The following is a 22,693-nucleotide window of genomic DNA, read 5'->3' on the forward strand; positions in this document are numbered from 1 at the left end:
GGTATACCGCCAACCGGGTTTCGTCGACGCCATGCGCGACATCATGGCGTTGCAGGATCCCGAGATCCGGGCGCGCAACCTGCTCGGGCCGGACGAATACGGCGCCATCATCGCCCCGACGCTGGTGCTGTGGACGAGCGATGACCCGACCGCCGACGTGACCGAGGGCCGCCGCATCGCCTCGATGATCCCCCACGCGCGCTTCGAGGTGATGCCCGGCTGCGGTCACTGGCCGCAGTACGAGGACGCCAAGACGTTCAATCGCCTGCATCTCGACTTCCTGCTGGGGCGGTGATGGGAAGCGACGGGCAGCACCTGCACGTCGGCGTGGACGTCGACGTGGACTTCGACGGGGACTTCGATGTCGTGGTCGTCGGCGCCGGCCCGGTCGGGTTGACTCTCGCCAACATCCTTGGCCTGCAAGGTGTCCGGACACTGGTCGTCGACGAACGCGACAGCCTCATCGACTACCCACGCGGGGTGGGGCTGGACGACGAGGCGTTGCGCACTTTTCAATCGATCGGGCTGGTCGACCGGATCCTGCCGCACACCGTGCCCAACCAGATCCTGCGCTTCTTCGACGGCAAGCGTCGCCTGCTGGCCGAAATGGCCCCGCCCGACGCGCGTTTCGGCTGGCCGAAGCGCAATGGTTTCGTGCAGCCGCTCGTCGACGCCGAATTGCTGCGCGGCCTGGACAGATTCCCCCACGTCGAGGTGCGGTGGAATCGTCCCATGACCTCGTGCGCGCAGGCGGACGACGGGGTGACCGTCGAATGCGGCACCGATGGCGGCACCGCCGGCGTGCGCGCGCGCTATGTCGTGGGATGTGACGGCGGGCGCAGCATGACGCGCCGGATGATGGGGGTGTCCTTCGACGGGACGACCTCATCGACGCGATGGCTGGTCGTCGACATCGCCAACGATCCGCTGGGCCACCCGAACAGCGAGGTCGGTGCCGACCCGGAACGCCCGTACGCCTCGATCTCGATCGCGCACGGAATTCGCCGGTTCGAGTTCATGATTCACGCCGGCGAGACCGACGAGCAGGCCGAGGACCCGGCGTTTCTGACGCGGATGCTGGCGCGGATGGTGCCACACCCCGACCGGGTCGACGTGATCCGGCGGCGCGTCTACACCCATCACTCGCGGATCGCGGGGGCTTTCCGCAGCGGCCGGCTGTTGCTGGCCGGGGACGCGGCCCACCTGATGCCGGTGTGGCAGGGGCAGGGCTACAACAGCGGCATCCGGGACGCGGCCAACCTGGGTTGGAAGCTAGCCGCGGTGGTCACCGGCCGGGCCGACGACCGGCTGTTGGACACCTACGACATCGAGCGGCGCAAGCACGCCCGGGCGATGATCGACCTCTCCACTATGGTGGGCCGGGTGATCTCGCCGACCGACCGCAGGATCGCCGCCGCGCGGGACCTGCTGGTTCGGTCGGCGTCAATTGTGCCGTCCCTCAAGCGTTATGTGCTGGAGATGCGGTTCAAGCCGATGCCGCGCTACGAGCAGGGTGCCGTCGTGCATTCCAACCCTCGCCCCGCCGAATCCCCGGTGGGCACCCTGTTCGTCCAGCCATGGGTCGACACCCGCACGCAGCAGGACGTGCTGCTGGACGACGTGCTGGGCGATTGGTTCGCCGTGCTGTGCTGGAACAACAGCCCGCGCAAGATCCTAGGCGACGAGGCGTTCGCGAAGTGGAAAGCCCTGGGTGCGCGCTTCGTGGCGCTGCGGCCCCTGACCCAGCTGCACTGGACGGGCCACGACGACCCCGACGTCGTCGTGGTCGGTGATCGTGGCGGCGCGCTGAAATCCTGGTTCGACACCCATCAGGAATCGGTGCTGTTCTTACGTCCCGATCGGTGCATCGCCGGCGCCTGTATCGCCCAGCTCGCGCCCGAGCTGGGCGCCTCGCTGCTGGCCACCCTCACCCTCACGCCGGGAGGGGGTGATCTCCACAATGACACTGGCTCTGTGCTGTATGTCGCACAGCCCGCTCCTGAATCTTCCGGGGCCATCGCGGGACCTGCTTGACGACATCGAAGGCGCGATCGCGCAAGCACGCGACTTCGTCGGAGATTACGACCCCGAACTCGTCGTCATCTTCTCACCCGACCACTACAACGGGTTCTTCTACAAGGTGATGCCGCCGTTCTGTATCGGCATGCGCGCCAACGGCGTCGGCGATTACGGCACCCACGCCGGACCGCTCGACGTTCCGGAGGACCTGGCGGCCGATTGCGCGAAGGCCATCCTGGATTGCGGCGTCGACGTCGCGGTGTCGGCCGGTATGGACGTCGACCACGGCACCGTGCAACCGCTGGAGAAGCTGTTCGGCGATGCCACGGCGCGGCCGGTGATCCCGCTCTTCGTCAACGCGATCGCGGTGCCGCTGGGGCCGTTGCATCGTTGCCGCGCGCTGGGTGCCGCCGTCGGCGCCTACCTGGCCGGGCTGGACAAACGGGTGCTGATCATAGGTTCGGGCGGGCTCTCCCACAGCCCGCCGGTCCCGACCCTGGCAACGGCGCCCCCGGCGGTGCTGGAGCGGATCGTGGACGGCCGGCCGATGACGTCCGAGCAGCGGGAGGCAAGGGAGGCGGCCGTGATCGAGGCGGCCAGAAACTTTGCCGGCGGCGACAGCGAATTGCAGCCACTCAACCCGGCGTGGGACCACCGATTCCTCGAAATCGTCGACGACGGCCGACTGGCGGATCTCGATCAGTGGTCGAACTCGTTCGTCGCGTACGAGGGCGGCAGCTCGGCGCACGAAATCAGAACGTGGGTTGCGGCTTTCGCGGCACTGGAGACCGCCGGGCCCTACCGGACCACGGTGCGCTACTACAAACCCGCCGCCGAGCTGATCGCCGGCTTCGCCATCCGAACGGCGGTGCCGAAATGAGCGCTGCCCCTTCCACGGCGGACGGCTTCGATCATGTGGTCGACGTGCTCATCGTCGGATCCGGCGGTGGTGGCATGGCGGCCGCGCTGACCGCCGAGGCCGCCGGGCTGGACGCGTTGGTGGTGGAAAAGTCGCCGTATTTCGGCGGTTCCACGGCCCTTTCGGGCGGCGGCATCTGGGTGCCCGGGGCGCCCGCGCAACGCAGGGAGGGCTACGTCCCGTCACCCGAGGCGGTCGTGCAGTACCTCCTGAAGATCACCGACGGCCTGGTCAGCGAGGCGCGGATACGGCAGTACGTCGAGTCCGCGCCGCAAATGCTCGAATTCCTCGAAAACCTCTCGGGATGGTTCGAGTTCGTCTGGAAGCCCGGCTATGCCGATTACTACCCGGAGCTGCCCGGCGGCTCGGAGTTGGGCAGCACCATCAACGTGCCGCCCATCGACCTGCGAAAGTTGGGCGTCGACGAGCCGAAGCTGCTCAAGCCCCTCGCGCTTGCCCCGAAGGGAATCTGGCTGGGGCCCAAAGAGCTTCGGACCTTCTACCGGATCCGTCAGTCGTGGGCCGGCAAAGGTGTTCTGCTGAAACTGATTTCGCGGATGGTCCGGGCCAGGGTGTTCGGCGAACGGATGGCGGCCATCGGGCAGTCACTGGCGGCCCGGCTGAGATTGGCCATGCGGGAACGCGGGATCCCGCTGTGGCTCGACTCGCCCATGGCGGAGTTGCTCACCGACGGGGACGGATCGGTGACCGGCGCGGTGGTGCAAAGGGACGGCGGGAACCAGCGGATCGGCGCACGCCTGGGGGTCATCCTGGCGTCGGGCGGGTTCGACCACGACCTCGCCTGGCGCAAAGAGCAGCTGCCCGTGGTCGACCAGGACTGGAGCTTCGGCAACCCCGGCGCGACGGGCGACGGCATCCGTGCCGGCCAAAAGGTCGGCGCCGCAACGGACCTGCTCGACGAGGCATGGTGGTTCCCGGCGATCCAGTGGCCGGACGGCCGCATGCAGTTCATGCTCAACGAACGGATGATGCCGGCGCAGTTCATCGTCAATGGTGACGGGAAGCGCTTCATCAACGAGGCGGCCCCCTACATGGACTTCGGTCACGCGATGATCGACGGCCAGAAATCCGGGGTCACCCACATCCCGTGTTGGCTCATCACCGACCACAGGTCGTGGAATCGCTATGTCATCGGCGGCCACCTGCCGATACCGAAGATCCCGGGGGCGCCGGTCCCGACCGGCCGGAAGGTCCCGCCGGCCTGGCTGGAATCGGGAGTGGTGAAGGCGGCGACGAGCTGGGACGACATGGCCGCCAAGATCGGCGTCCCGCCGCGCCGTCTTTCGGAAACCGCGGGCCGTTTCAACGAACTCGCGCGCAAGGGCCACGACGACGACTTCAACCGCGGGGACAGCGTTTACGACAACTACTACGGCGATCCGACCTTGCCGAACCCCAACCTGTATCCGCTGGGCGACCCGCCGTACTACGCGTTCCGCGTCGTCCTCGGTGATTTGGGCACCTCGGGAGGCCTGCGCACCGACGAATACGCCCGGGTGCTGCGCACCGACGACACTGTGGTGCGGGGACTGTACGCGGTGGGTAACACCGCGGCACCGGTCATGGGCCGCAGCTACGCCGGCGCCGGGGCGACCATAGGCCCGGCCATGACCTTCGGCTTCGTCGCCGCGAAACACCTTGCGAGCCAGACCCTTAGTTCTCATAGGAGGTAGCAAATGAAAATATCGCTGTTCTACGAGTTCGCCCTGCCGCGGCCCTGGGTGCCCGACGACGAACGGGTCTTGTTGCAAGACTGTCTCGATGAGGTCGAGGCGGCCGACAAGGCCGGGTTCTCCACCGTCTGGCTCACCGAGCATCACTTCCTCGAGGAGTACTGCCATTCCACCGCGCCGGAGATCTTCCTGGCCGCGGCCAGCCAGCGGACCAAGAACATTCGGCTGGGGTTCGGCATCATGCACCTCCCGCCGGCCGTCAATCACCCCGCGCGGGTGGCCGAACGCATCGCCACCCTCGACCTGCTTTCCAACGGGAGGGTCGAGTTCGGGACCGGCGAGTCGTCCTCCGTCGGGGAACTCGGCGGATTCAACATCGATCCCGCGGACAAGCGCGCGCAGTGGGAGGAGGCCCTCGAGGTCGCGGTCCGCTGCATGATCGAGGAGCCGTTCGCGGGCTTCAAGGGCGAGCACATCCAGATGCCGGCCCGCAACGTCATTCCCAAGCCGATGCAAAAGCCGCATCCCCCTGTCTGGGTGGCCTGCACGCGGCCGGCCAGCGTCGAAATGGCCGCCCAGAAGTGCATCGGTGCCCTGAGTTTCGCCTATACCGGCCCCGGACCGCTCGCCGAACGGGTCAACGGCTACTACAAGGAATTCGAAGAGAACGGTGTGCCGGTGACGCCGAAGATCAACCCGAACATCCTGGCCATCGGCGGCGACCTGTCGATGATGGTCGCCAAGACCGACGAGCGGGCGCTCGAGCGGCTCGGGCAGGGTGGTGGATTCTTCTCGTTCGGGATCATGCACTACTACATGACCGGCGTGCACACCCCGGGGCGGACCGGGGTGTGGAAGCGCTATCTCGAAGAGGTGGAGAAGGACCCGACGCTGGCCTACGGCCCGGGGCGCGGCGCCATCGGATCGCCGGCCACGGTGCGCGAATTCCTGCGTGGCTACGAGGAAAGCGGCGTCGACGAGATCATCCTGCTGCTCAATCCGCGCAGCCATGAGGGCACCATGGAATCCATCGAGCTGATGGGCAAAGAGGTGCTGCCGGAGTTCATCGAGCGCGACCAGAAGGCGGTGGCCGACAAGGCCGCGCGGCTGGCACCCGTCATCGAGAAAGTGGAGGCGCGTCGGCCGGAGTCGACGGCGCCGCAATTCGACGAGAATTACTCGTTCGGCGGTCTGCCCACCGGCCGTGGCGGTAAGTTCACCGCGAGCGAGATCCCCGAAGCGATGGCGGAGATCAACGAGGGCCGCGTCCAGGCGGCGCAGCGCCTGAAGGAGCAGCAGCGCGCCAAGGAGCAGTAGGGCGCACGTGATACCGGAAGCGGATTGAACCTTGGGACGAATCGAGGAGCTGTGGCGCTACGACGGTCGTCGTGCTGTGGTGACCGGATGCGCGTCGGGCATCGGCGAGCATGTGGTGCGGCAGCTCATCGAAGCCGGGGCCGACGTCGTCGGGCTGGATAAGCGCCGGCCGGCCTTGGAGCTCAACGGGTTTCACGAGGTCGACCTCGCCGATCCGGATTCGATCGATAGCGCTGTGGCGTCCATCGACGGGCCGGTCGACGCGCTGTTCAACGTGGCCGGCGTCTCGTCCGGGATCGGCGACCCCCCGCTGGTGGTCACCATCAATTTCCTCGGACTGCGGCACGTCACCGAGGCGCTGATCGAGAAGATGCCCGCGGGGTCGTCGATCGTCAGCGTCTCGTCGCTCGCGGCGGCGGCCTACCGCGACCATCTGCGGGCGGTCGCGCCGCTGCTCGATACCGCGACGATGCGGGAAGGCATCGACTGGTGCAACGCCCACCCCGACGCGCTGGCCGGCGGCGGCTACCAATTGTCCAAAGAGGCGATCATCCTCTACACGATGCGAAGCGCCGTGCCCCTTGGCGCGCGGGGCATCCGGATCAACTGCACCGGCCCGGGGGTTACCGAAACGCCGATCCTCGACCAGCTGCGCACCGCCTACGGGCAGGGCTTCCTCGACGATATACCCAAGCCGCTGGGACGCGTGTCCGGGCCCGCCGAACAGGCCGCTGTTTTGCTGTTCCTGAATAGCCGTGCGGCCAGCTACATTACGGGCCAGGTGTTGTGGGTCGACGGCGGAAACGTGGGCGCCGCGATCGCCCGTGAACTCGAGGAAGGACGGGCTCCGTGGCCGGCTTGACTGACTTTCGGAAGGTCGCTCGCGACGTGTCCAACTGGGGGCGGTGGGGAGACGACGACGAGCTCGGCACGCTGAACTTCATCACCGCGGACAAGGTTGCCCAAGCCGCGAGCCTCGTGCGGCACGGCAAGGTGTTTCCGCTCGGCGTCGACTTCGGCGCTTCGGGCCCGCAGGGCGCGTTCCATTTTCGGCACAACCCCATCCTGGTGATGACCGTGGATGGCGGGGATGCGAACACGCTGGCTGAGTACGGGCCCGGGTGGACGCAAAACCCGACGGCGCAGCAAATGGGTGCCTATCTCGTCGACAACCTGTTCCGCTTCAACGAGGACATGATCATCATGCCGTTGCAGGCAGCTACCCAGTGGGATGCGCTGTCGCACGTCTACTACGACGACAAGCTCTACAACGGCTTCTCGGCCGGATCGGTGACGAGCCTGGGAGCCTACCATTGCGGCATTGACAAAGTCGATGTCAAGGGCATCACCTCGCGCGGCGTGCTGCTGGACCTGGTGCGGCACCGGGACGCCGAAGTCTTCCTCGAACAAGGGAATCCGGTCACTTCTGAAGAATTGGACGACGTCGTTCGCGCGCAGGGCGTGACGATCGAACGCGGCGACATCGTGCTGATCCGCACGGGCTGGTGGACGAGGTTCCAGCAGACCGGCAACAAGACAGAACCTTTCTCCGGGCTGCACTGGCGCTGCGCCTCGTGGCTGCACGATCACGAGGTCGCGGCGGTCGCCTCCGACAACCTCCAGGTCGAGGACCTCCTACCGGATGTGGACGGCGCATTTCTGCCTTTGCACCTGCTCTGCCTGCGCGACATGGGGCTGATGCTCGGTGAGTACTGGGACCTGACCGCGTTGGCGGCCGATTGCGCCGCGGACGGTGTCTACGAGTTCCAGCTCATCGCGCCACCATTGAGATTCGTTGGCGCCGTTGGTTCACCGGTGAATCCGATCGCGATCAAGTGATGGAGGTTCGACGCAAGACCGAGCTGGTCGACGGACTGGTCACCAGCTATCTGGAGGCGGGCGAAGGCGACCCGGTGGTGCTGCTGCACGGCGGGGAGTTCGGCGGCAGCGCGGAACTCGGTTGGGAACGCAACATCGCGGCCCTCGCCGCCCAGTACCGGGTGCTGGCCCCCGACCAGCTGGGGTTCGGGCAGTCGGCCAAGGTCATCGACTTCGTCGACGGCCGCGGGATGCGAATCCGGCACGTGGCGAGGTTCTGTGAGGTGCTCGGCATCGACTCGGCGCACTTCGTCGGCAACTCGATGGGCGCCATCAACCTGCTCACCGACGCCACGTCGGACAGCCCGAGGCTGCCCATCCGCAGCCTGGTGGCGATCTGCGGAGGCGGGGAGATCCAGCAGAACCGGCATTTCGATGCGCTGCAGCAGTACGACGCGACCCCGCCGGCGATGCGGCGCATCGTCGAGGCGCTGTTCCACGATCCCGGCTACCCGGCCGACGAGGACTACGTGCGGCGCCGGTACGAGTCGAGCACCGCGCCGGGAGCCTGGGAGGCCGTAGCGGCGGCCCGATTTCGTCGCCCCCAGAACACTGCAGCCGCCCCGTCTTCGACTCCGTCGAGCACGCGCACCTACGAGCGCATCGGCGTGCCGACGCTTGTCGTGGAGGGCGGGGACGACAAGCTGCTGCCCTCGGGCTGGGCCGCGCAGATCGCCAAACAGATCGACGGTGCCCGCTCAGAGGTGGTCGGTAAGGCGGGTCACTGCCCGCAGATCGAGCAGCCGTCGACGGTGAACGGGCTGCTGCTGGAGTTCCTCGCGACCGTCGGCGGTCAGAAAACGTAGTTCATCAGGGTTTGCATCCCGGCGAACTGATGATAGTTGTTGTGGCAGTGCATGACCCATGTACCAGGGTTGTCGGCGATGAGCACGGCGTTCAAGTTCTGCCTGGGAAGCACTATCACGGTGTCCTTGCGCGCACCGGGGCTGCCGTCGGCATTGATCATCTGAAAAGTGTGCCCGTGTAAGTGAATTGGGTGATACATCATCGTGGTGTTGTTGAATGACAGAGTGAGCCGTTGGCCCTGCCGCACCTGCAGCGGTTTGGTCTTGCTATAGGGCTCGCCGTTGATCATCCAGTTGTATTGCATCATGTTGCCGCCCAGGTCGACCGGCAGGTCCAGGCCCGGCTCGGCTGGACCGAGGTTGGCGGCCGATGTGGCGGTGAACATCTCTACGGTGCCCACCCGCCCCGCCAGCTCGGCCGGTTGAAAGGCCGGGTCGGGGGGTTCGCCGGCCCCCGTGGACAGCAGCGCACGCGCCAGCGCGTTTTTGCCTTCCGCGAGCGCGACCAGCGGAAAGACACCGTCGGCGGCGGTCACGATGACGTCGTAGCGTTCGGCCATGCCGATGAGCAGGGCGTCGACCTGGGTTGGCACCACGGGGTAGCCATCGGTGTGGGTGACCGTCATCGAATGGCCGGCCAGCGCGACACGAAATGCGGTGTCCGCGCCGGTGTTGATGAAACGTATCCTGATCCGCTGGCCCGGCTTCGCGCTGAAGGATGTGGGGGCGGCCGGGATTCGGCCGTTGATCAGGTAGTACGGATAGGTGATATCGCCCGCGTCTCCGCCGAGCAGGTCGCTGGTGCCGACGCTGACTCCCGACGCGTCTGGCGTCCCGGCAGTCGACGTTGCCGTGGTCGTCGACGTCGCCGACATGCTCGGCATACTTGGCTTGTCTGAAGCAGTCAGGCCGGCATAGAGCTGTTGTGGGCTCTTGCCGACGCCGTCGGTCCAATCATCAAGGACAACAATCCATTCCGCGTCGTAGTCGCCCTCGGTCGGATCGTCGATGATGAGCGGCAGGTAGAGACCCAAGTCGTCTTGGAGGCCGACGTGTGGATGGGCCCAGTAGGTACCCGGATCCGGAACGGAGAACCGGTATGTGAAGTCCTGGCCGGCGTTGATGTTCGGAGTGGCGGGTTCGGCGCCGTCCATGTCGTTGCGCAGCCTGATGCCGTGCCAATGCACCGACGTCGGCTGGTTCATCCGGTTTGAGACGGTGACGACCAGCTCGTCACCGACCTTGGCCCGGATCAGCGGTCCCGGGATGGTGTCGCCGAAGGCCATCGTATTGGCCACGGGCCCACCGAGATCGACTTGGGCAGGCTGGGGCGCCAGGCTGGCGCTCACGGTGCACCCGCTGCGCGGCCGGGCCTTCTCGGTCGCGGCGATGGCGGCGGCCAGTTGCGCGGCCGCGCCCGATACCTGGGAATTGGATTGGCTGCAAGCCGCCAGGCCCAGTCCGCCGGCGATGCCGGCGGCCATGAAACCGCGCCTGCTCAGCAGAGCCCGCTCGAAGGGGACGCCGCTTGTGGGTGGCACGGGCATTGAGCGCTCCTGTCGTCTCGCGTCGAATCGTCCCAGGCGCCTTATACCGTGCTTGGCTGTTGGCTGGAACGCAAGTACTGGTTGGTTATCGCGCTGTCTGGTAGATGTGTTCGGCCTCCGTCGAGGCGACGCCGAGCTCGGCCGCGACCGCGTCGACCGCGCGCCGGGCGGCGTCGAGGTCCGCCCGGCCGTCGGGGGTGAAGTGGGGGCCGATGTAGCGCTCGTAGTGGCGTCGCACCTCGTCGCGCGTCAGCCGGTTGAGGAACGACGCCATGTAATCGATGGCCACGTCGGGCCGTTCGGCAAGCGTCCGCAGGGCGCGCCGGTTGGCCCGTACCACGGCTTGCACTGCGGGGCCGTCGATTTGAAGGCGGGCCGCATCGACCGCCACTCCGACGGTGGGGATCTGGAAATGATCTCCCACCCAGGCCAGGACGTGGAAGCCTTCCTCCTCGGCGACCTGCTCGGGTGCCAGGGTACTGCCGACATAGGCCGCATCGATCGAGTGATCGCGCAGCCGTCGCAGATCCATCTGGTAGTCACCCGGCGCCCGCGCCAGACACTCCAGGTCGCGGTCCGGGTCAAGGCCGTACCGGCGCAGCACAATCCGGGCGAAGCATCCCGGGGCGGTGTGGGCCGCGTGCACCGCGAGCCGGCGCCCGCGAAGCTCCGCCATGGACGTCACGCCGGCGCCGCCGAGAAACCAGAACAACGGACGGTGGGTGTTCACGCTCAGGACCGTCCACTCGATGCCGTCGGTCAGCCGTGATAACAGGGCCCGGCCGAGTCCGATCGTCGCGCAGGAGCGCAGACGCTCTGTCTGCCAAACGATCCCGTCCCGCACGGCGACGTGGACGGCCTCGTCCTCGAAGTAGCCCTCCTGATCGGCGACATAGGCGACCAGTTCTTCGTGGATGCCGCGCCCGGCATAGGCCAGGTCGATCGTGTGCATGCGGGTTCAGTCCATCGCCAGTCCGCCGTTGATCGGCAGGTAGTGCCCGGTGGTGAAACCTGACTCCCCGCTTGCCAAGAACGCGATCGTGTGGGCGACCTCGTCCGGCGTGACCAACCGTCCCATCGGCGCGGCCTCTCCGAGCTCACGCACCCGGTCGGGGGTGAGTTGCCCGGTCACCGCCGTTCCGCCGACCGTGGCCGGTGCGACGAGGTTGGCGGTGATTCCGTGCGGGGCCAGCTCGAGTGCGACGTAGCGGACGAACTGGTCCAGGGCCGCCTTCGCCGTGCCGAGCGCGATCATCCCGTCTCGCGGGCGCCTCGACAGCCCGGTGCTGAGATAGACCAGCCGGCCATAACCGCGCGAAACCATGGCCGGCACAACGGACTTCGTGAGCATATATGCAGCGTGCAGCTCCGCGTTCACCTTGGCGCCCAGCTGCTCCCAGGTCAGGTCGGCGAAGGAGGTGACCACGAACGGTATCAGCGCGTTGTGCACCAGCACGTCGACGCCGCCCCAGCGCTGAGCGATCTCGTCGGCCATGGCCGAGACGTCAGCGGGCGCGGTGACGTCGGCCTGAATCGCCACGGCCTCGCCGCCGGCCGACGTGATGCCGGCAACCACCTCCTCGGCCTGCTCGCCGCTGGCGTGATAGTTGACCACCACGCGAAATCCGCGTTCGGCGAGGACCCGCGCCGTCGCCGCGCCGATGCCCCGGCTGGCCCCGGTGATCATCGCGACGTTTGGCATCAGTGCTCTCCGGGGTTCGGCCGCGGGCGCCTAATGCGCAGCGCTGGTCGCCCGGGAGGCCACCCAATCGCTGAAGCGGGTGGGGTAGATCGTCGCGTCCTCGCTGTCGAGGGGAACGATGGTGTGCTCGTCGAGCGTGGTGCCGAAATAGCGCGCCTCGGGGTCCCCCACCACCTGACGGGGATCATTGGATGCGGCAAGCGCGGTCCGGATGAAGTCGTCCATGCCGCGCTTTTCCGGGCCGGCGATGTTGGTGATGCCGTTGGTCGGATCGCTGATCGTCGCGCCGGTGACCGCGGTGGCGACGTCCTTGGCCGCGATGGGCTGGAACGCCCCGACCGGCAGGCGGATGGTGTCGCCGTCGGTTGCCGAATCGGCAATGGCACTGACGAATTCGAAGAACTGGGTCGCGCGCACGATCGAATACGGGTTGCCCGACTCCTCGATCAACTTCTCCTGAGCGACCTTGGCGCGCATGTAGCCACTGTCCGGGGCGCGGTCGGCGCCCACGATCGAGAGCGCGACGTGGTGCCGCACTCCGGCGGCGCGCTCCGCGGCGAGAAGGTTTCTGGTCGACGTGGTGAAGAAGTGCATGACGGGATCGTCGTCAAACGACGGCGAGTTGGACACATCCACCACCGTGTGCACGCCCGCAACCGCTTCGGCGAGGCCCTCGCCCGTGACGGCGTCGACGCCCGAGCGCGGTGACGCCGAGATCGCCTCGTGTCCCAGCGCAGTCAGATTGGTGATGACCTGCGAGCCGATGAGTCCGGTGCCACCGATAACCAAGATCTTCATAATCGAGCCCTCCCGAAGTCGCCGATGAAGCAGTGAACCCAGCATTCCACTTCTGCGCGAACGCTTGAACCCCCTGACAAGTGAATTGACATACGTCGGTGAATTGACAGGCCTTGTCTGGACACCTTAAATCAATTGCTTGACTTAATGCGGCCGGCGCCGATTAACTCATCGTGTGGTCAACGATCTGGCGGGCAAAGTCGCCATAGTCACCGGCGGGGCGTCGGGCATCGGGCGCGGCACGGTGGAGAAGTTTGTGGCCGAGGGCGCGCGGGTCGTCATCGCCGACATCGCAACCGACCAGGGAGAGGCGCTGGCGGCGGCGCTGGGCCCCGACACCTTCTTCGTGCGCACCGACGTCTCCGAGCCGGAACAGGTCGGGGCGCTGGTCGCCGCGGCCGTCGAGAAGTTCGACGGCCTGCATGTCATGGTGAACAACGCCGGGATCTCGGGCACCATGCATCGCCGATTCCTCGAGGACGATCTGGCCGACTTCCACCGCATCATGGCGGTCAACGTGCTGGGGGTGATGGCCGGCACGCGAGATGCCGCGCGGCACATGGCCGCCCACGGCGGGGGGTCGATCATCAACATGACCTCCATCGGCGGGATTCAGGCCGGAGGTGGCGTCATGACGTACCGCGCATCGAAGGCGGCGGTCATCCAGTTCACCAAGTCCGCGGCGATCGAGTTGGCCTACTACGAGATTCGGGTCAACGCGATCGCGCCGGGCAACATTCCCACGCCGCTGTTGAAGACGTCGGTGATGAACATGGATGCCGAGCAACTCGAGCGGTATGAGGCCGGCATCCGCGAGACGATGCGGGCCGACCGGCCGCTGAAGCGCGAGGGCACCGCCGAGGACATCGCCGAGGCGGCGCTGTATTTCGCCGGCGACCGGTCGCGCTATGTCACGGGGACCGTGTTGCCGGTCGACGGGGGGACCTCGGCGGGCAAGGCGATTCGGTCCAAGAAGCGCGAGGGGTGACGATGCATGGCGCGAGCGTGACGCTGCGGTCACGTTCGAGCCCCAGCGCGACCGCAGCGTCACGTTCGATGACGTTTTAAATCAAGCGCTTGACTTAAAGTCACGGACGGGGTTGACTAGCGGGATGACGACGGCAGGCAGGACCGTTCGCACTGAGCGGGCCAGCTCCACCCAGGAGGCGATCCTGGCCGCGGCCGAGCGGCTGTACGCCGAACACGGCATGTTCGCGGTGTCGAACCGGCAGGTCAGCGAGGCCGCCGGGCAGGGCAACAACGCCGCGGTGGGCTACCACTTCGGCACCAAGGCCGACCTGGTGCGCGCCATCGAGCAGAAGCACCGCGGCCCCGTCGAGCAGCTTCGCGAACGCATGGTCGCCGAGCTGCTGGAAGCGGGCGGCTCGGCCGACATGCGGGGCTGGGTGGCCTGCCTGGTGCGCCCGCTCACCGACCACCTGGAGGAGCTCGGCAACCCCACCTGGTACGCGCGCTTCGCCGCGCAGGCGATGACCGACCCTGCCTACTACAACATCATCGTCAAGGGCGCGCTCAGCTCCCCGTCGCTGGTTCAGGTCGTCGACGGGATCAACGCCTGCCTGCCGGACCTGCCGGCCGAGGTGCGCTTCGAACGCAACATCATGGCCCGTAACCTGTTGATGCACACCTGCGCCGACCGGGAACGCGCGCTGGCGGTGGGTGCATCGATGCACCAATCGTCCTGGCGCGCCGCCGCGTCCGGCCTCATTGACGCGATCGTGGGCCTCTGGCTGGCGCCCGTGACGCCCGATGATCGAGGCGTCCGCGGATGAAAGTGACTGTCGACCAAGATATTTGCGCCTCCTCGGGCAACTGCGTGATGAACGCGCCCGAGGTGTTCGACCAGCGCGACGACGACGGCGTGGTCGTTTTGCTCAATCCCCATCCAACGCCCCAGCAGGCCGAGGGCGCCCGCCGCGCCGCCACGGCCTGCCCCGCACTGGCCATCCACATCGAGGAATGACATGTCAGACACACTGACGAGCACGAAAACCGAAGCGGACCGGCAGATCCCGGACTATCCGATGGCGCGGGACGCTGGTTGCCCGTTCGCCCCGCCTCCGGACGTCATGGCGCTCGCTGAAGCCAGGCCGCTCTCCCGGGTTCGGATCTGGGACAGCAGCACGCCGTGGCTGATCACGGGCTACGACCAAGTGCGGGAGCTGTTTTCCGATTCGCGGGTCAGCGTCGACGACCGCGCGCCGGGGTTTCCGCACTGGAACGCGGGAATGTTGTCCACCGTGCACAAGCGCCCGCGATCCGTCTTCACGTCCGACGGCGAGGAGCACACGCGCTTCAGGCGGATGCTGTCGAAGCCCTTCACCTTCAAGCGGGTGGAGGGCCTGCGGCCGACCATCCAGCAGATCACCGACGACCACATCGACGCCATGCTTGCCGGGCCACAGCCCGCCGATCTCGTCACCGCGCTGGCCCTCCCGGTCCCCTCGCTGGTGATCAGCCAGCTGCTCGGGGTGCCGTACGAAGACGCCGAGATGTTCCAGCACCACGCAAACGTCGGGCTGGCGCGCTACGCGACGGGGGAGGACACCGTCAAGGGGGCGATGAGCCTCAACAAGTACCTGGCCCGGCTGGTCGAGGCCAAGATGGAAAACCCGGCCTCGGATTCTGCGCCAGATGCGGTCTCCGACCTGGCCGAACGGGTCAAGGCCGGCGAACTCAGCGTCAAAGAGGCCGCACAGCTGGGCACCGGGCTGCTGATCGCGGGGCACGAGACCACATCAAACATGATCGGGCTCGGTGTGCTTGCGCTGCTGCAGAACCCGGACCAGCTGGCCGTGATCCGCGACGCCGAAGAACCCAAGATCGTCGCCAACGCCGTCGAGGAACTGTTGCGCTACCTCAGCATCATCCAGAACGGCCAGCGCCGCGTGGCCCTCGAAGACATCAGCATCGCCGGCGAGGTCATCCGCGCTGGCGATGGCATCATCATCGACCTGGCCCCGGCGAACTGGGATCCACGGGTCTTCACCGAGCCCGATCGGCTGTACCTGCACCGGTCGGGGGCGGATCGCAACGTCGCGTTCGGTTACGGCAGGCACCAGTGTGTGGGTCAGCAGCTCGCCCGCGCGGAGCTGCAGATCGTCTACCGCACGCTGTTCCGCCGCATCCCGACGCTGGCGTTGGGCATCCCATTGGAGGAGGTGCCGTTCAAGCACGACCGGCTGGCCTACGGCGTCTACGAATTGCCGGTGACCTGGTAGCCCGGGCTGATTTCAATTCCGAATGGAGGGTCAATGATGACGACTCAAGCAAGCACCGTTTCGCTCTACCCGCCGGGAGGCTTTGGCGCACCGAAGGATCGCCATGGGCACGCGAGCGGCATCAACGTCGGGCTGCCGGAAGGCACCGTGGTTTTTTCCGCCGACAACCACATCTCGTTGGCCGCCGACATCTTCTACGAGCGCTTTCCCGAGGAGCTCAAGGAGAAGGCGCCGCGGATCTGGTATGAGGACGGCGCCTACCAAGTCGGGCGCAAGGGGCAGTCGTTCCTGCCGGGTGACTTCAGCGCGGTGCTGATGCAGTACGACGACCTGCCCGGCGCCGCGAGCACCAACATCGAGGCCCGCATCCAGGAGCTGCACGACGACGGCGTCGACAAGGAACTGGCGTTCCCCAACGCGGTGCTGGCGCTCTTCCACTATCCGGACAAGAAGCTTCGCGAACTCGCTTTCCGCATCTACAACGAGTACATCGCGGAGCTGCAAGAGCGCTCGGGCGGCCACTTCTACGGCGCCGGGCTGATCAACTGGTGGGATCCGCAGGGCACGCGGCGCACACTGGACGAGCTGAAATCGTTGGGCCTCAAGACCTTCCTGATGCCCCTCAACCCGGGCAAGGACGACGACGGCAACCCGATCGACTACTCGAGCACATCCATGAGCGCGGTCTGGGACGAGATCGAAGCCTCCGGCCTGCCGATCGCTCATCACATCGGGGAGACGCCGCCGAAGAGCCCGACCGAGTTCAACAGCGTCGTCGTGGGGATGATGATCAACATCGACGGATTCCGGGAGACGTTCGCCAAGTACATCTTCGGCGGCATTCTCGACCGGCACCCGGCGCTGCGCCTCGGCTGGTTCGAGGGCGGAATCGCCTGGGTGCCCTGGGCGCTGCAGGACGCCGAGCATCTGGTGGCCTCCTATCAGCACATGTTCAATCGGCCCTTGGAGCACGACGTGCGCTACTACTGGGACAACCACATGAGCGCATCGTTCATGGTCGACCCGCTGGGGTTGCAGCTGATCGACAAGATTGGCGTGGACAAGGTGATGTGGTCCAGCGACTACCCGCACAACGAAAGCACCTACGGTTATTCGGAAAAGTCGCTCGCCGCGGTCGTCGCGGCGGTCGGGCCCGAGAATGCGGCGCGCATCGTCAGCGGCAACGTAACGAAATTCCTGGGGTTGTAGTGACAGCCTTCGCGCAAGCGGGTGGGCTGGCGATCCCAGAGACGCCCGACCTCACGCGCATGCGCCGTGAGACGGGAGCTCGCCTGAGACGGGCAATGGCCGAACGCGGTATCGACGCAATGATCCTGCTGGGCAACAGTGCGGTGGTCTACGCCACCGGGACCAGCTGGCCGCTTGGCGACGCCGGGCTGTCCTACGTCGAGCGGCCCGTGGCCGTGGTGGTCGCCGGCGATGGATGGCCGCACCTGTTCCTGCCGTTCCGCGAGGGCGTCGCGCTGGAGTCGGACCTGCCGGACGATCACCGGCACGGGCCCATCTACCTCGAATTCGACGAAGGCGTTGAGCATTTCGCGCGGGCGCTGGCCGATCTGATTCCGGCCGGAGCGGTGGTTGCGGTCGACGAATGCACCGGTGCCATGTCGCGCGCCGCGAAGCTGTTGTTCCCCAACGGCGCTCCCGTGGACGCCGCGGCCGTCGTCAGCGCAGCAAAGGTGATCAAGACTCCCGACGAGTTGTCCTGCATGCGCACCGCCATCCGGATCACCGATGAGGCGATGGTCGAGGTCCACAAGGCCCTGGCCCCGGGCATCCGCCAAATCGACCTGTCCGCAAGGTTTTTAAGGCAGGCCTTCGAACTTGGGGCGACCGCCAGCATGCTGGAACCGATCTGGCAGGTGATGCCGCCCAGCAAGGCCGAGGGAGTGTGGACGACACACGGGGACCTGGCGTTGCCGCTGCTGAGCACCGAGCGCGAGCTGGTAGACGGTGACGTGCTATGGACCGACGTCAGCATCACCTACAACGGCTACTGCTCGGACTTCGGGCGAACCTGGGTGGTGGGACGGAACCCGACCCCGCGTCAGCAGGCGCAGTTCGACAGATGGTTCGAGATCATGACGGCCGTCCTCGAAGTGGCCCGCGCCGGCATTACCGCCGGAGATCTGGCAAGGGCCGCCACCGCGGCCAACGGCGGTAGCCGACCCTGGCTGCCGCACTTCTACCTCGGCCACGGCATCGGCGTGAACGCCGCCGAAATGCCGATGATCGGAACCGATCTCGGCGCCGACTTCGACGACAACTTCGTCCTGAAGCAGGGCATGGTGCTGGTGCTGGAGCCGGTGGTCTGGGAGGACGGCACCGGCGGCTACCGCAGCGAGGAGGTCTTGGTGATCACCGAGGAGGGCTCGACCCGTTTGACCGACTACCCCTATGACCCCTATGGCTCCCATGTCCGTTGACGTTTGCCCTGACGACCGCGCCCTGCGGTCGGGGCGCCGCCAGCGGGCGCTGGAGCAGATGGCGGCCCACGATCTCGACGTCCTGGTGCTCGGTCGGCAGGCCAACGTCCGCTACGTGGCCGGCGCGCCGCAACTGTGGGTCGCCGGGACCCGGCCGTTCGGGCCGACCTGTGTGCTCGTGCGCGAAACCGGTGCGATCCACCTGCTCAGCACCTGGGACGAGGGCGTCCCCGACGACATTCCGCACGAGAACCTGTACGGCATCTCGTGGAATCCGATGAACACCATGTCCGCGTTGCAGCGCATCGACGGTGCGGCCACCGCCCGCCGCGTTGGAACCGACGCCCTATCACCGGTTTTCGCGCAACTCCTGCCGACCGCGTTTCCCAACGCCGAGCTGGTGGACGGGGAACTGGCCATGCGCGCCGCGCGGCGCATCAAGACCGCCGACGAGGTGGCCGCGCTGCGGGAGGCGCTTGCGGTGGCCGAATCGGGCCTGGCGGCCGCGGTGCCCGAGCTGCGGCCCGGGGTGAGCGAAAAGCTGCTGGCCGGGGTGCTGCTGGAAGCGCTGGCGGCGGGCGGGGTGAGCACCCCGTCGAACCAGGATGTCGCGTGGGTGACGTCGCGCGAACACCCATGGCGGCGCGCCGACGGCGAGGGCCGCGCGAAGGACGGCGACCTGGTGGCCTTCTCGGCCGGGGTCCTGGCGGGCGGCTACGTCGGCGAGGTGGGACGCACCTGGCCCGCGGGCAGCGCCGACGGCGCGGCCCTCTATCGGCGGTGGGATGGCCTGTGGGCCAAGCTGTTCGCCGCCTGCCGGCCGGGTGCGGGCGGCGGGGAACTGCTGGCGGCCTACGGGGCCGCGGGCGAGCCCGCGCCTCCCATGCCGGTGGCCCGGGGCCTGGGCATGGGCTTCGACCCGCCGGTCGTGTCCAAGCACCTGCCGCGAACCGCGGCCGAAGAACGGCTGGAACCGGGAATGGTGCTGGCCGTGACGGGCTACGTCTGGGAGCGGGGAGTCGGTGCGGTGTTCGGGCGCGAGGCGGTGCTGATCACCGCCGACGGTCCCGAAGTGCTGACGTCCAGCCCGCACTGGCAGGCATAGCGTGCGAATTCAGTGCCACCCGGGGCGCGCGCCGCGACGCGTAAACCCTTGCGACGACACGCCGAAAACCCTCGCAGCGGTTTATGTCTCGCAGCCATAACCCGGCGACGAGGTGATCCGGTAGTGGCCCAACAGCTTGCCGAGTTCCCGCTGGCCGGCTACACGGTGGTCGACCTGTCCACCGGGATTGCTGGCGCCTACTGCACGAAGTTGCTGGCCGACGGCGGCGCCGATGTCGTCAAAGTCGAGCCGCCACAGGGCGATCCGCTGCGTGCGTGGTCGGCGTCGGGCGCCGCCATCCCGCCCGGCGAGGACAGCGCGCTGTTCAGCTTCCTCGCCGGCGCGAAGCATAGCGTCGTCGCCGATCCCGGTGCGGACGCGGACGTCGACCTGGTCGACGGGCTGCTGGCCAACGCCGATGCGGTGGTGTGGTCGCGCGGTTCGAAAGTGGCCGAGAGCCCAGACTTTACGCCCGTCGCCATCCACGCCCGCCATCCGCACCTCACCGTCATGTCGATCACACCCTTCGGGCTCGAGGGCCCCTGGCGGGACCGAGCGGCCACCGAGTTCACGCTGCAGGCCTGGTCCGGGGGAATCGTCGGGCTCGGGCGTGGTGAGCCGGACCGCGCACCGGTGTTCGTCGGCGGGCAGGTCGGGGAATACCTGGCCGGGGTCTACGCCAGTGCCGCCCTGCTGGCGTCGCGGCACGGCCGAAACGGCGGGTGTCCGGGGCAACTGCTGGACCTGTCGATGCTGGAAACCCAGATCCTCTGCCTGACCTACTATCCCGTCACCTACTTCGAAATGCTCGGGCGCCCCTGGCGAGACCGGCGGCGACTGACCGTGCCGGGCGTGGCCCGCGCCAAAGACGGGCTGGTGGACCTCGGGTGCGGCACCGCACAGCAATGGTTCGACCTGTGCTCGATGGTGGGCCACCCCGAATGGATCGACGAGGAATCGCCGCTTACGATCACCGAGCAGGCCAACAGCCATGCCGATGAGATCTACGCGTGGGTCGAGAGCAACACGGTTGACGACATCCTGGAACTGGCGACGGCGTTCCGGATTCCGAACGCTCCGGTGGCCAACGGCGCCAATATCGCAACGCTGGACCACTTCCGCGAACGGGGTTCGTTCGCGCGCAACCCGCGTGACGGGTTCCGGCAGCCGGGGCATCCGTACCGCATCCGGCCGGCCCGGCTTCGTGCGCCGAGCCCCGCGCCGCGGCTGGGTGAGCACACGTCGCGCTACCGGGCCGTCGATACCACTCCGCGGCCGACACCGACGACGCCCGAAGAAGCAAACCGGTTGCCGCTGAGTGGACTTCGCGTATTGGACATGACGACGTTCTGGGCCGGCCCCTGCGGCACCCACTTCCTGGCCATGCTCGGCGCCGAGGTCATCCACCTGGAATCCGCCCGTCGCCCCGACGGCACGCGGCTGATCGCCGGCCTACCGATCACCGAACCCCAATGGTGGGAGAAGGCACCGATGTTCGCGGCGCTGAACACCAACAAGAAAGGGCTGACGCTGGACCTGCAGAGTCCGCGCGGGCGGGAGCTGCTGTGCCGGCTCATCGCGACGTGCGACGTGATCGCGGAAAACTTCACGCCCCGGGTGCTGGATCAGGTCGGGCTGGATTTCCCCGCAATTCAATCGATCAAGTCCGACGCGGTCCTGTTGCGGATGCCGGGGTTCGGCCTCGACGGCCCGTGGCGCGACAACCCGGCATTCGCCTATGTCATCGAGGCCGCGGCGGGCGTGAGCTGGCTGACCGGCTATCCCGACCGCACGCCGTACGACCCGTACTCGATCGGCGATCCCAACGCGGGCATCCATGCCCTGAATGCGTTGCTGCTGGCGCTGGAGCACCGCCGCCGCACCGGCGAGGGCGGGCTGGTGGAAGCGGCGATGGTGGACGCGGCGCTGAGCATTTCCGCCGAGCAGGTCATCGAACACTCCGCCTACGGCGCGCTGCTTCAGCGCGCCGGCAACCGCGGACCGACGGCGGCACCCCAAAACCTTTACCGCAGCGCCGATATCGACGAATTCGGACGCCTCGACAGCTGGGTCGCCATCGCGGTCGCCACCGACGAACAATGGGAACGCCTGGGCGGGGCGCTTGGATCACCTTCGTGGGCAACCGATCCCAAGCTCGCCACCGCGGCCGGCCGGGCGGCGCACCACGATCTGATCGATGAACACCTGGCTGACTGGTGTGAGCCCCGCAGCCGCGACGAGATCGTCGGCACCCTGTGGGACGCCGGCGTGCCCGCCGCCAAGGTCATGCAGCCGCATCGCCAAACGGAGCTGGAGCAGCTGGCGTTTCGCCGCTTCTTCGAAGAGGTGGACCACCCGGTGAGCGGTCCCGCGAGGCTCAGCACCGTGCCGATGAGGTTCTCGGCCGGACCGGGTACGTTTCACGCCCGGCATGCGCCGCTGCTCGGCGAGCACAACCACGAGTTGCTGTCCGAGCTGGGTTTGACCGTGTCGGAGATCGCCGACCTGGAAGCCGATGGGGTCATCGGCAGCGCACCCGCGATGCACGCCGTGAACTAGCCGGGCGGTTGGCAAGTCGCCTGTCGCCGGGCGCGATCGCTACTTCCGTAGGGTGAATTGGTTGAGGTCGGTGTAGCCCTTGCGGAAGAGATTCGCGCAGCCGGTCAGGTACTTCATGTACATCTCATAGACCTCTTCGGACTGGGTCGCGATGGCCTCGGCTTTGTGTGCCTCGAGGCCCGCGGCCCATACGTCAAGGGTCTTCGCGTAATGCCGCTGCAGCGATTGGCGGCGCTTCAGCTTGAAGCCGGCCTTCGCCGAGAACTCTTTGACCATGTCGATGGTCGGCAGGAAGCCGCCGGGGAAGATTTCGGTTTTCATGAAGTCGCTGAATTCGACTATCGCCGGAGTGAGCGGCAAGCCGGACTCGATGATCTCCTTCTCCGACAGGACGGTGATCGTGTGCAACAGCATCGTGCCGCAGCTCGGCAACAGCTCGTAGGTTCTTTCGAAGAAGGCGCCGTAGCGCTCGTAGCCGACGTGTTCGAACGGGCCGATTGCCACGATCCGGTCCACCGGCTCGTGAAACCGCTCCCAGCCCTCGAGCAACACCCGCTTGGAACGCGGGCTGTCCGATGCGGCGAACAGCTGCTCGACGTGGGCGACCTGGTTCTTGGACAGCGTGATGCCGACGACGTTGACGTCGTATTTCTCGATGGC

Annotated in this window: 21 protein-coding genes; 16 read left to right on the forward strand and 5 right to left on the reverse strand. The window is 67.1% G+C overall.

Annotated features, from left to right (window positions below; genetic code table 11):
• The 8 genes from VMD50_RS08115 to VMD50_RS08150 form a co-directional block, all read left to right on the forward strand.
• Nucleotides 1-295, forward strand: a 295-nt coding sequence (locus VMD50_RS08115; RefSeq protein WP_325426614.1) for an alpha/beta fold hydrolase, incomplete at its 5' end; no start/stop codon positions are given.
• On the forward strand, nt 295-2,034 hold the full coding sequence (locus tag VMD50_RS08120; protein WP_325426616.1) for a bifunctional 3-(3-hydroxy-phenyl)propionate/3-hydroxycinnamic acid hydroxylase: 1,740 nt from the start codon (nt 295-297) through the stop codon (nt 2,032-2,034). The genes VMD50_RS08115 and VMD50_RS08120, both read left to right, overlap by 1 nt.
• A complete protein-coding gene (locus VMD50_RS08125) occupies nt 1,982-2,899 on the forward strand; it encodes a 3-carboxyethylcatechol 2,3-dioxygenase (RefSeq protein WP_325426618.1) in 918 nt (305 codons plus the stop codon). The genes VMD50_RS08120 and VMD50_RS08125 overlap by 53 nt, the downstream gene beginning before the upstream one ends.
• Nucleotides 2,896-4,632: an FAD-binding protein gene (locus VMD50_RS08130; RefSeq protein WP_325426620.1), complete on the forward strand. Its 1,737-nt coding sequence runs from the start codon at nt 2,896-2,898 to the stop codon at nt 4,630-4,632. The genes VMD50_RS08125 and VMD50_RS08130 overlap by 4 nt, the downstream gene beginning before the upstream one ends.
• Nucleotides 4,633-4,635: 3 nt before the next feature.
• Nucleotides 4,636-5,949, forward strand: a complete 1,314-nt coding sequence (locus tag VMD50_RS08135) for an LLM class flavin-dependent oxidoreductase (protein ID WP_325426622.1) — start codon at nt 4,636-4,638, stop codon at nt 5,947-5,949.
• 31 nt (nt 5,950-5,980) lie between these two features.
• Nucleotides 5,981-6,811, forward strand: coding sequence for a coniferyl-alcohol dehydrogenase (locus VMD50_RS08140; protein WP_325426624.1), 831 nt, complete (start codon nt 5,981-5,983; stop codon nt 6,809-6,811).
• A complete protein-coding gene (locus tag VMD50_RS08145; protein ID WP_325426625.1) occupies nt 6,799-7,788 on the forward strand; it encodes a cyclase family protein in 990 nt (329 codons plus the stop codon). Before VMD50_RS08140 ends, VMD50_RS08145 begins: the two co-directional genes overlap by 13 nt.
• Nucleotides 7,788-8,633: an alpha/beta fold hydrolase gene (locus VMD50_RS08150; protein ID WP_325426626.1), complete on the forward strand. Its 846-nt coding sequence runs from the start codon at nt 7,788-7,790 to the stop codon at nt 8,631-8,633. The genes VMD50_RS08145 and VMD50_RS08150 overlap by 1 nt, the downstream gene beginning before the upstream one ends.
• On the opposite strand, the gene VMD50_RS08155 is transcribed toward VMD50_RS08150, so the two are convergent.
• The 4 genes from VMD50_RS08155 to VMD50_RS08170 all read right to left on the reverse strand — a co-directional run bounded on the left by VMD50_RS08155 (nt 8,621) and on the right by VMD50_RS08170 (nt 12,680).
• Nucleotides 8,621-10,180 (reverse strand): multicopper oxidase family protein, encoded by a 1,560-nt coding sequence (locus tag VMD50_RS08155; protein ID WP_325426627.1) that lies wholly within the window; start codon nt 10,178-10,180, stop codon nt 8,621-8,623. The genes VMD50_RS08150 and VMD50_RS08155 overlap by 13 nt on opposite strands.
• A gap of 85 nt (nt 10,181-10,265) precedes the next feature.
• Complete coding sequence (locus tag VMD50_RS08160) at nt 10,266-11,132, reverse strand: ABC transporter substrate-binding protein (protein ID WP_325426629.1); 867 nt, start codon at nt 11,130-11,132, stop codon at nt 10,266-10,268.
• A gap of 6 nt (nt 11,133-11,138) precedes the next feature.
• Complete coding sequence (locus VMD50_RS08165; RefSeq protein ID WP_325426631.1) at nt 11,139-11,882, reverse strand: SDR family oxidoreductase; 744 nt, start codon at nt 11,880-11,882, stop codon at nt 11,139-11,141.
• A gap of 30 nt (nt 11,883-11,912) precedes the next feature.
• Nucleotides 11,913-12,680 (reverse strand): SDR family oxidoreductase, encoded by a 768-nt coding sequence (locus tag VMD50_RS08170; RefSeq protein WP_325426633.1) that lies wholly within the window; start codon nt 12,678-12,680, stop codon nt 11,913-11,915.
• A gap of 175 nt (nt 12,681-12,855) precedes the next feature.
• Between VMD50_RS08170 and VMD50_RS08175 the strand changes: the two genes are divergently transcribed.
• From VMD50_RS08175 to VMD50_RS08210, 8 genes are all read left to right on the forward strand, one after another.
• Complete coding sequence (locus VMD50_RS08175) at nt 12,856-13,668, forward strand: SDR family NAD(P)-dependent oxidoreductase (protein WP_325426636.1); 813 nt, start codon at nt 12,856-12,858, stop codon at nt 13,666-13,668.
• A gap of 124 nt (nt 13,669-13,792) precedes the next feature.
• The gene (locus VMD50_RS08180) at nt 13,793-14,473 is read left to right on the forward strand and encodes a TetR/AcrR family transcriptional regulator (RefSeq protein WP_325426638.1); all 681 of its coding nucleotides are present in this window, start codon (nt 13,793-13,795) and stop codon (nt 14,471-14,473) included.
• Nucleotides 14,470-14,664: a ferredoxin gene (locus VMD50_RS08185; protein ID WP_325426640.1), complete on the forward strand. Its 195-nt coding sequence runs from the start codon at nt 14,470-14,472 to the stop codon at nt 14,662-14,664. The genes VMD50_RS08180 and VMD50_RS08185 overlap by 4 nt, the downstream gene beginning before the upstream one ends.
• A 1-nt stretch (nt 14,665) precedes the next feature.
• Nucleotides 14,666-15,922, forward strand: a complete 1,257-nt coding sequence (locus VMD50_RS08190) for a cytochrome P450 (RefSeq protein WP_325426642.1) — start codon at nt 14,666-14,668, stop codon at nt 15,920-15,922.
• Nucleotides 15,923-16,069: 147 nt separating this feature from the next.
• Complete coding sequence (locus tag VMD50_RS08195; protein ID WP_325426650.1) at nt 16,070-17,131, forward strand: amidohydrolase family protein; 1,062 nt, start codon at nt 16,070-16,072, stop codon at nt 17,129-17,131.
• Between the two features lie 59 nt (nt 17,132-17,190).
• A complete protein-coding gene (locus VMD50_RS08200; RefSeq protein WP_325426652.1) occupies nt 17,191-18,369 on the forward strand; it encodes a M24 family metallopeptidase in 1,179 nt (392 codons plus the stop codon).
• Nucleotides 18,359-19,474, forward strand: coding sequence for a M24 family metallopeptidase (locus tag VMD50_RS08205; protein ID WP_325426644.1), 1,116 nt, complete (start codon nt 18,359-18,361; stop codon nt 19,472-19,474). The genes VMD50_RS08200 and VMD50_RS08205 overlap by 11 nt, the downstream gene beginning before the upstream one ends.
• Before the next feature lie 123 nt (nt 19,475-19,597).
• Complete coding sequence (locus VMD50_RS08210; RefSeq protein ID WP_325426646.1) at nt 19,598-22,033, forward strand: CaiB/BaiF CoA transferase family protein; 2,436 nt, start codon at nt 19,598-19,600, stop codon at nt 22,031-22,033.
• 39 nt (nt 22,034-22,072) lie between these two features.
• Here VMD50_RS08210 and VMD50_RS08215 read toward each other — a convergent pair.
• Nucleotides 22,073-22,693 (reverse strand): class I SAM-dependent methyltransferase (locus VMD50_RS08215; RefSeq protein ID WP_325426648.1); only part of this gene is annotated, 621 nt, incomplete at its 5' end.

Origin of the sequence: Mycobacterium sp. (genome assembly GCF_035506235.1) — a bacterium.
Classification (GTDB): domain Bacteria; phylum Actinomycetota; class Actinomycetes; order Mycobacteriales; family Mycobacteriaceae; genus Mycobacterium.

Bases quoted from the DNA above. Each gene is read 5' to 3' on its own strand.
- VMD50_RS08120 (WP_325426616.1), top strand. From the start codon at position 295: ATGGGAAGCGACGGGCAGCACCTGCACGTCGGCGTGGACGTCGACGTG.
- VMD50_RS08125 (WP_325426618.1), top strand. From the start codon at position 1,982: ATGTCGCACAGCCCGCTCCTGAATCTTCCGGGGCCATCGCGGGACCTG.
- VMD50_RS08130 (WP_325426620.1), top strand. From the start codon at position 2,896: ATGAGCGCTGCCCCTTCCACGGCGGACGGCTTCGATCATGTGGTCGAC.
- VMD50_RS08135 (WP_325426622.1), top strand. From the start codon at position 4,636: ATGAAAATATCGCTGTTCTACGAGTTCGCCCTGCCGCGGCCCTGGGTG.
- VMD50_RS08150 (WP_325426626.1), top strand. From the start codon at position 7,788: ATGGAGGTTCGACGCAAGACCGAGCTGGTCGACGGACTGGTCACCAGC.
- VMD50_RS08155 (WP_325426627.1), bottom strand. From the start codon at position 10,180: ATGCCCGTGCCACCCACAAGCGGCGTCCCCTTCGAGCGGGCTCTGCTG.
- VMD50_RS08160 (WP_325426629.1), bottom strand. From the start codon at position 11,132: ATGCACACGATCGACCTGGCCTATGCCGGGCGCGGCATCCACGAAGAA.
- VMD50_RS08165 (WP_325426631.1), bottom strand. From the start codon at position 11,882: ATGCCAAACGTCGCGATGATCACCGGGGCCAGCCGGGGCATCGGCGCG.
- VMD50_RS08170 (WP_325426633.1), bottom strand. From the start codon at position 12,680: ATGAAGATCTTGGTTATCGGTGGCACCGGACTCATCGGCTCGCAGGTC.
- VMD50_RS08180 (WP_325426638.1), top strand. From the start codon at position 13,793: ATGACGACGGCAGGCAGGACCGTTCGCACTGAGCGGGCCAGCTCCACC.
- VMD50_RS08185 (WP_325426640.1), top strand. From the start codon at position 14,470: ATGAAAGTGACTGTCGACCAAGATATTTGCGCCTCCTCGGGCAACTGC.
- VMD50_RS08190 (WP_325426642.1), top strand. From the start codon at position 14,666: ATGTCAGACACACTGACGAGCACGAAAACCGAAGCGGACCGGCAGATC.
- VMD50_RS08200 (WP_325426652.1), top strand. From the start codon at position 17,191: ATGCGCCGTGAGACGGGAGCTCGCCTGAGACGGGCAATGGCCGAACGC.
- VMD50_RS08205 (WP_325426644.1), top strand. From the start codon at position 18,359: ATGTCCGTTGACGTTTGCCCTGACGACCGCGCCCTGCGGTCGGGGCGC.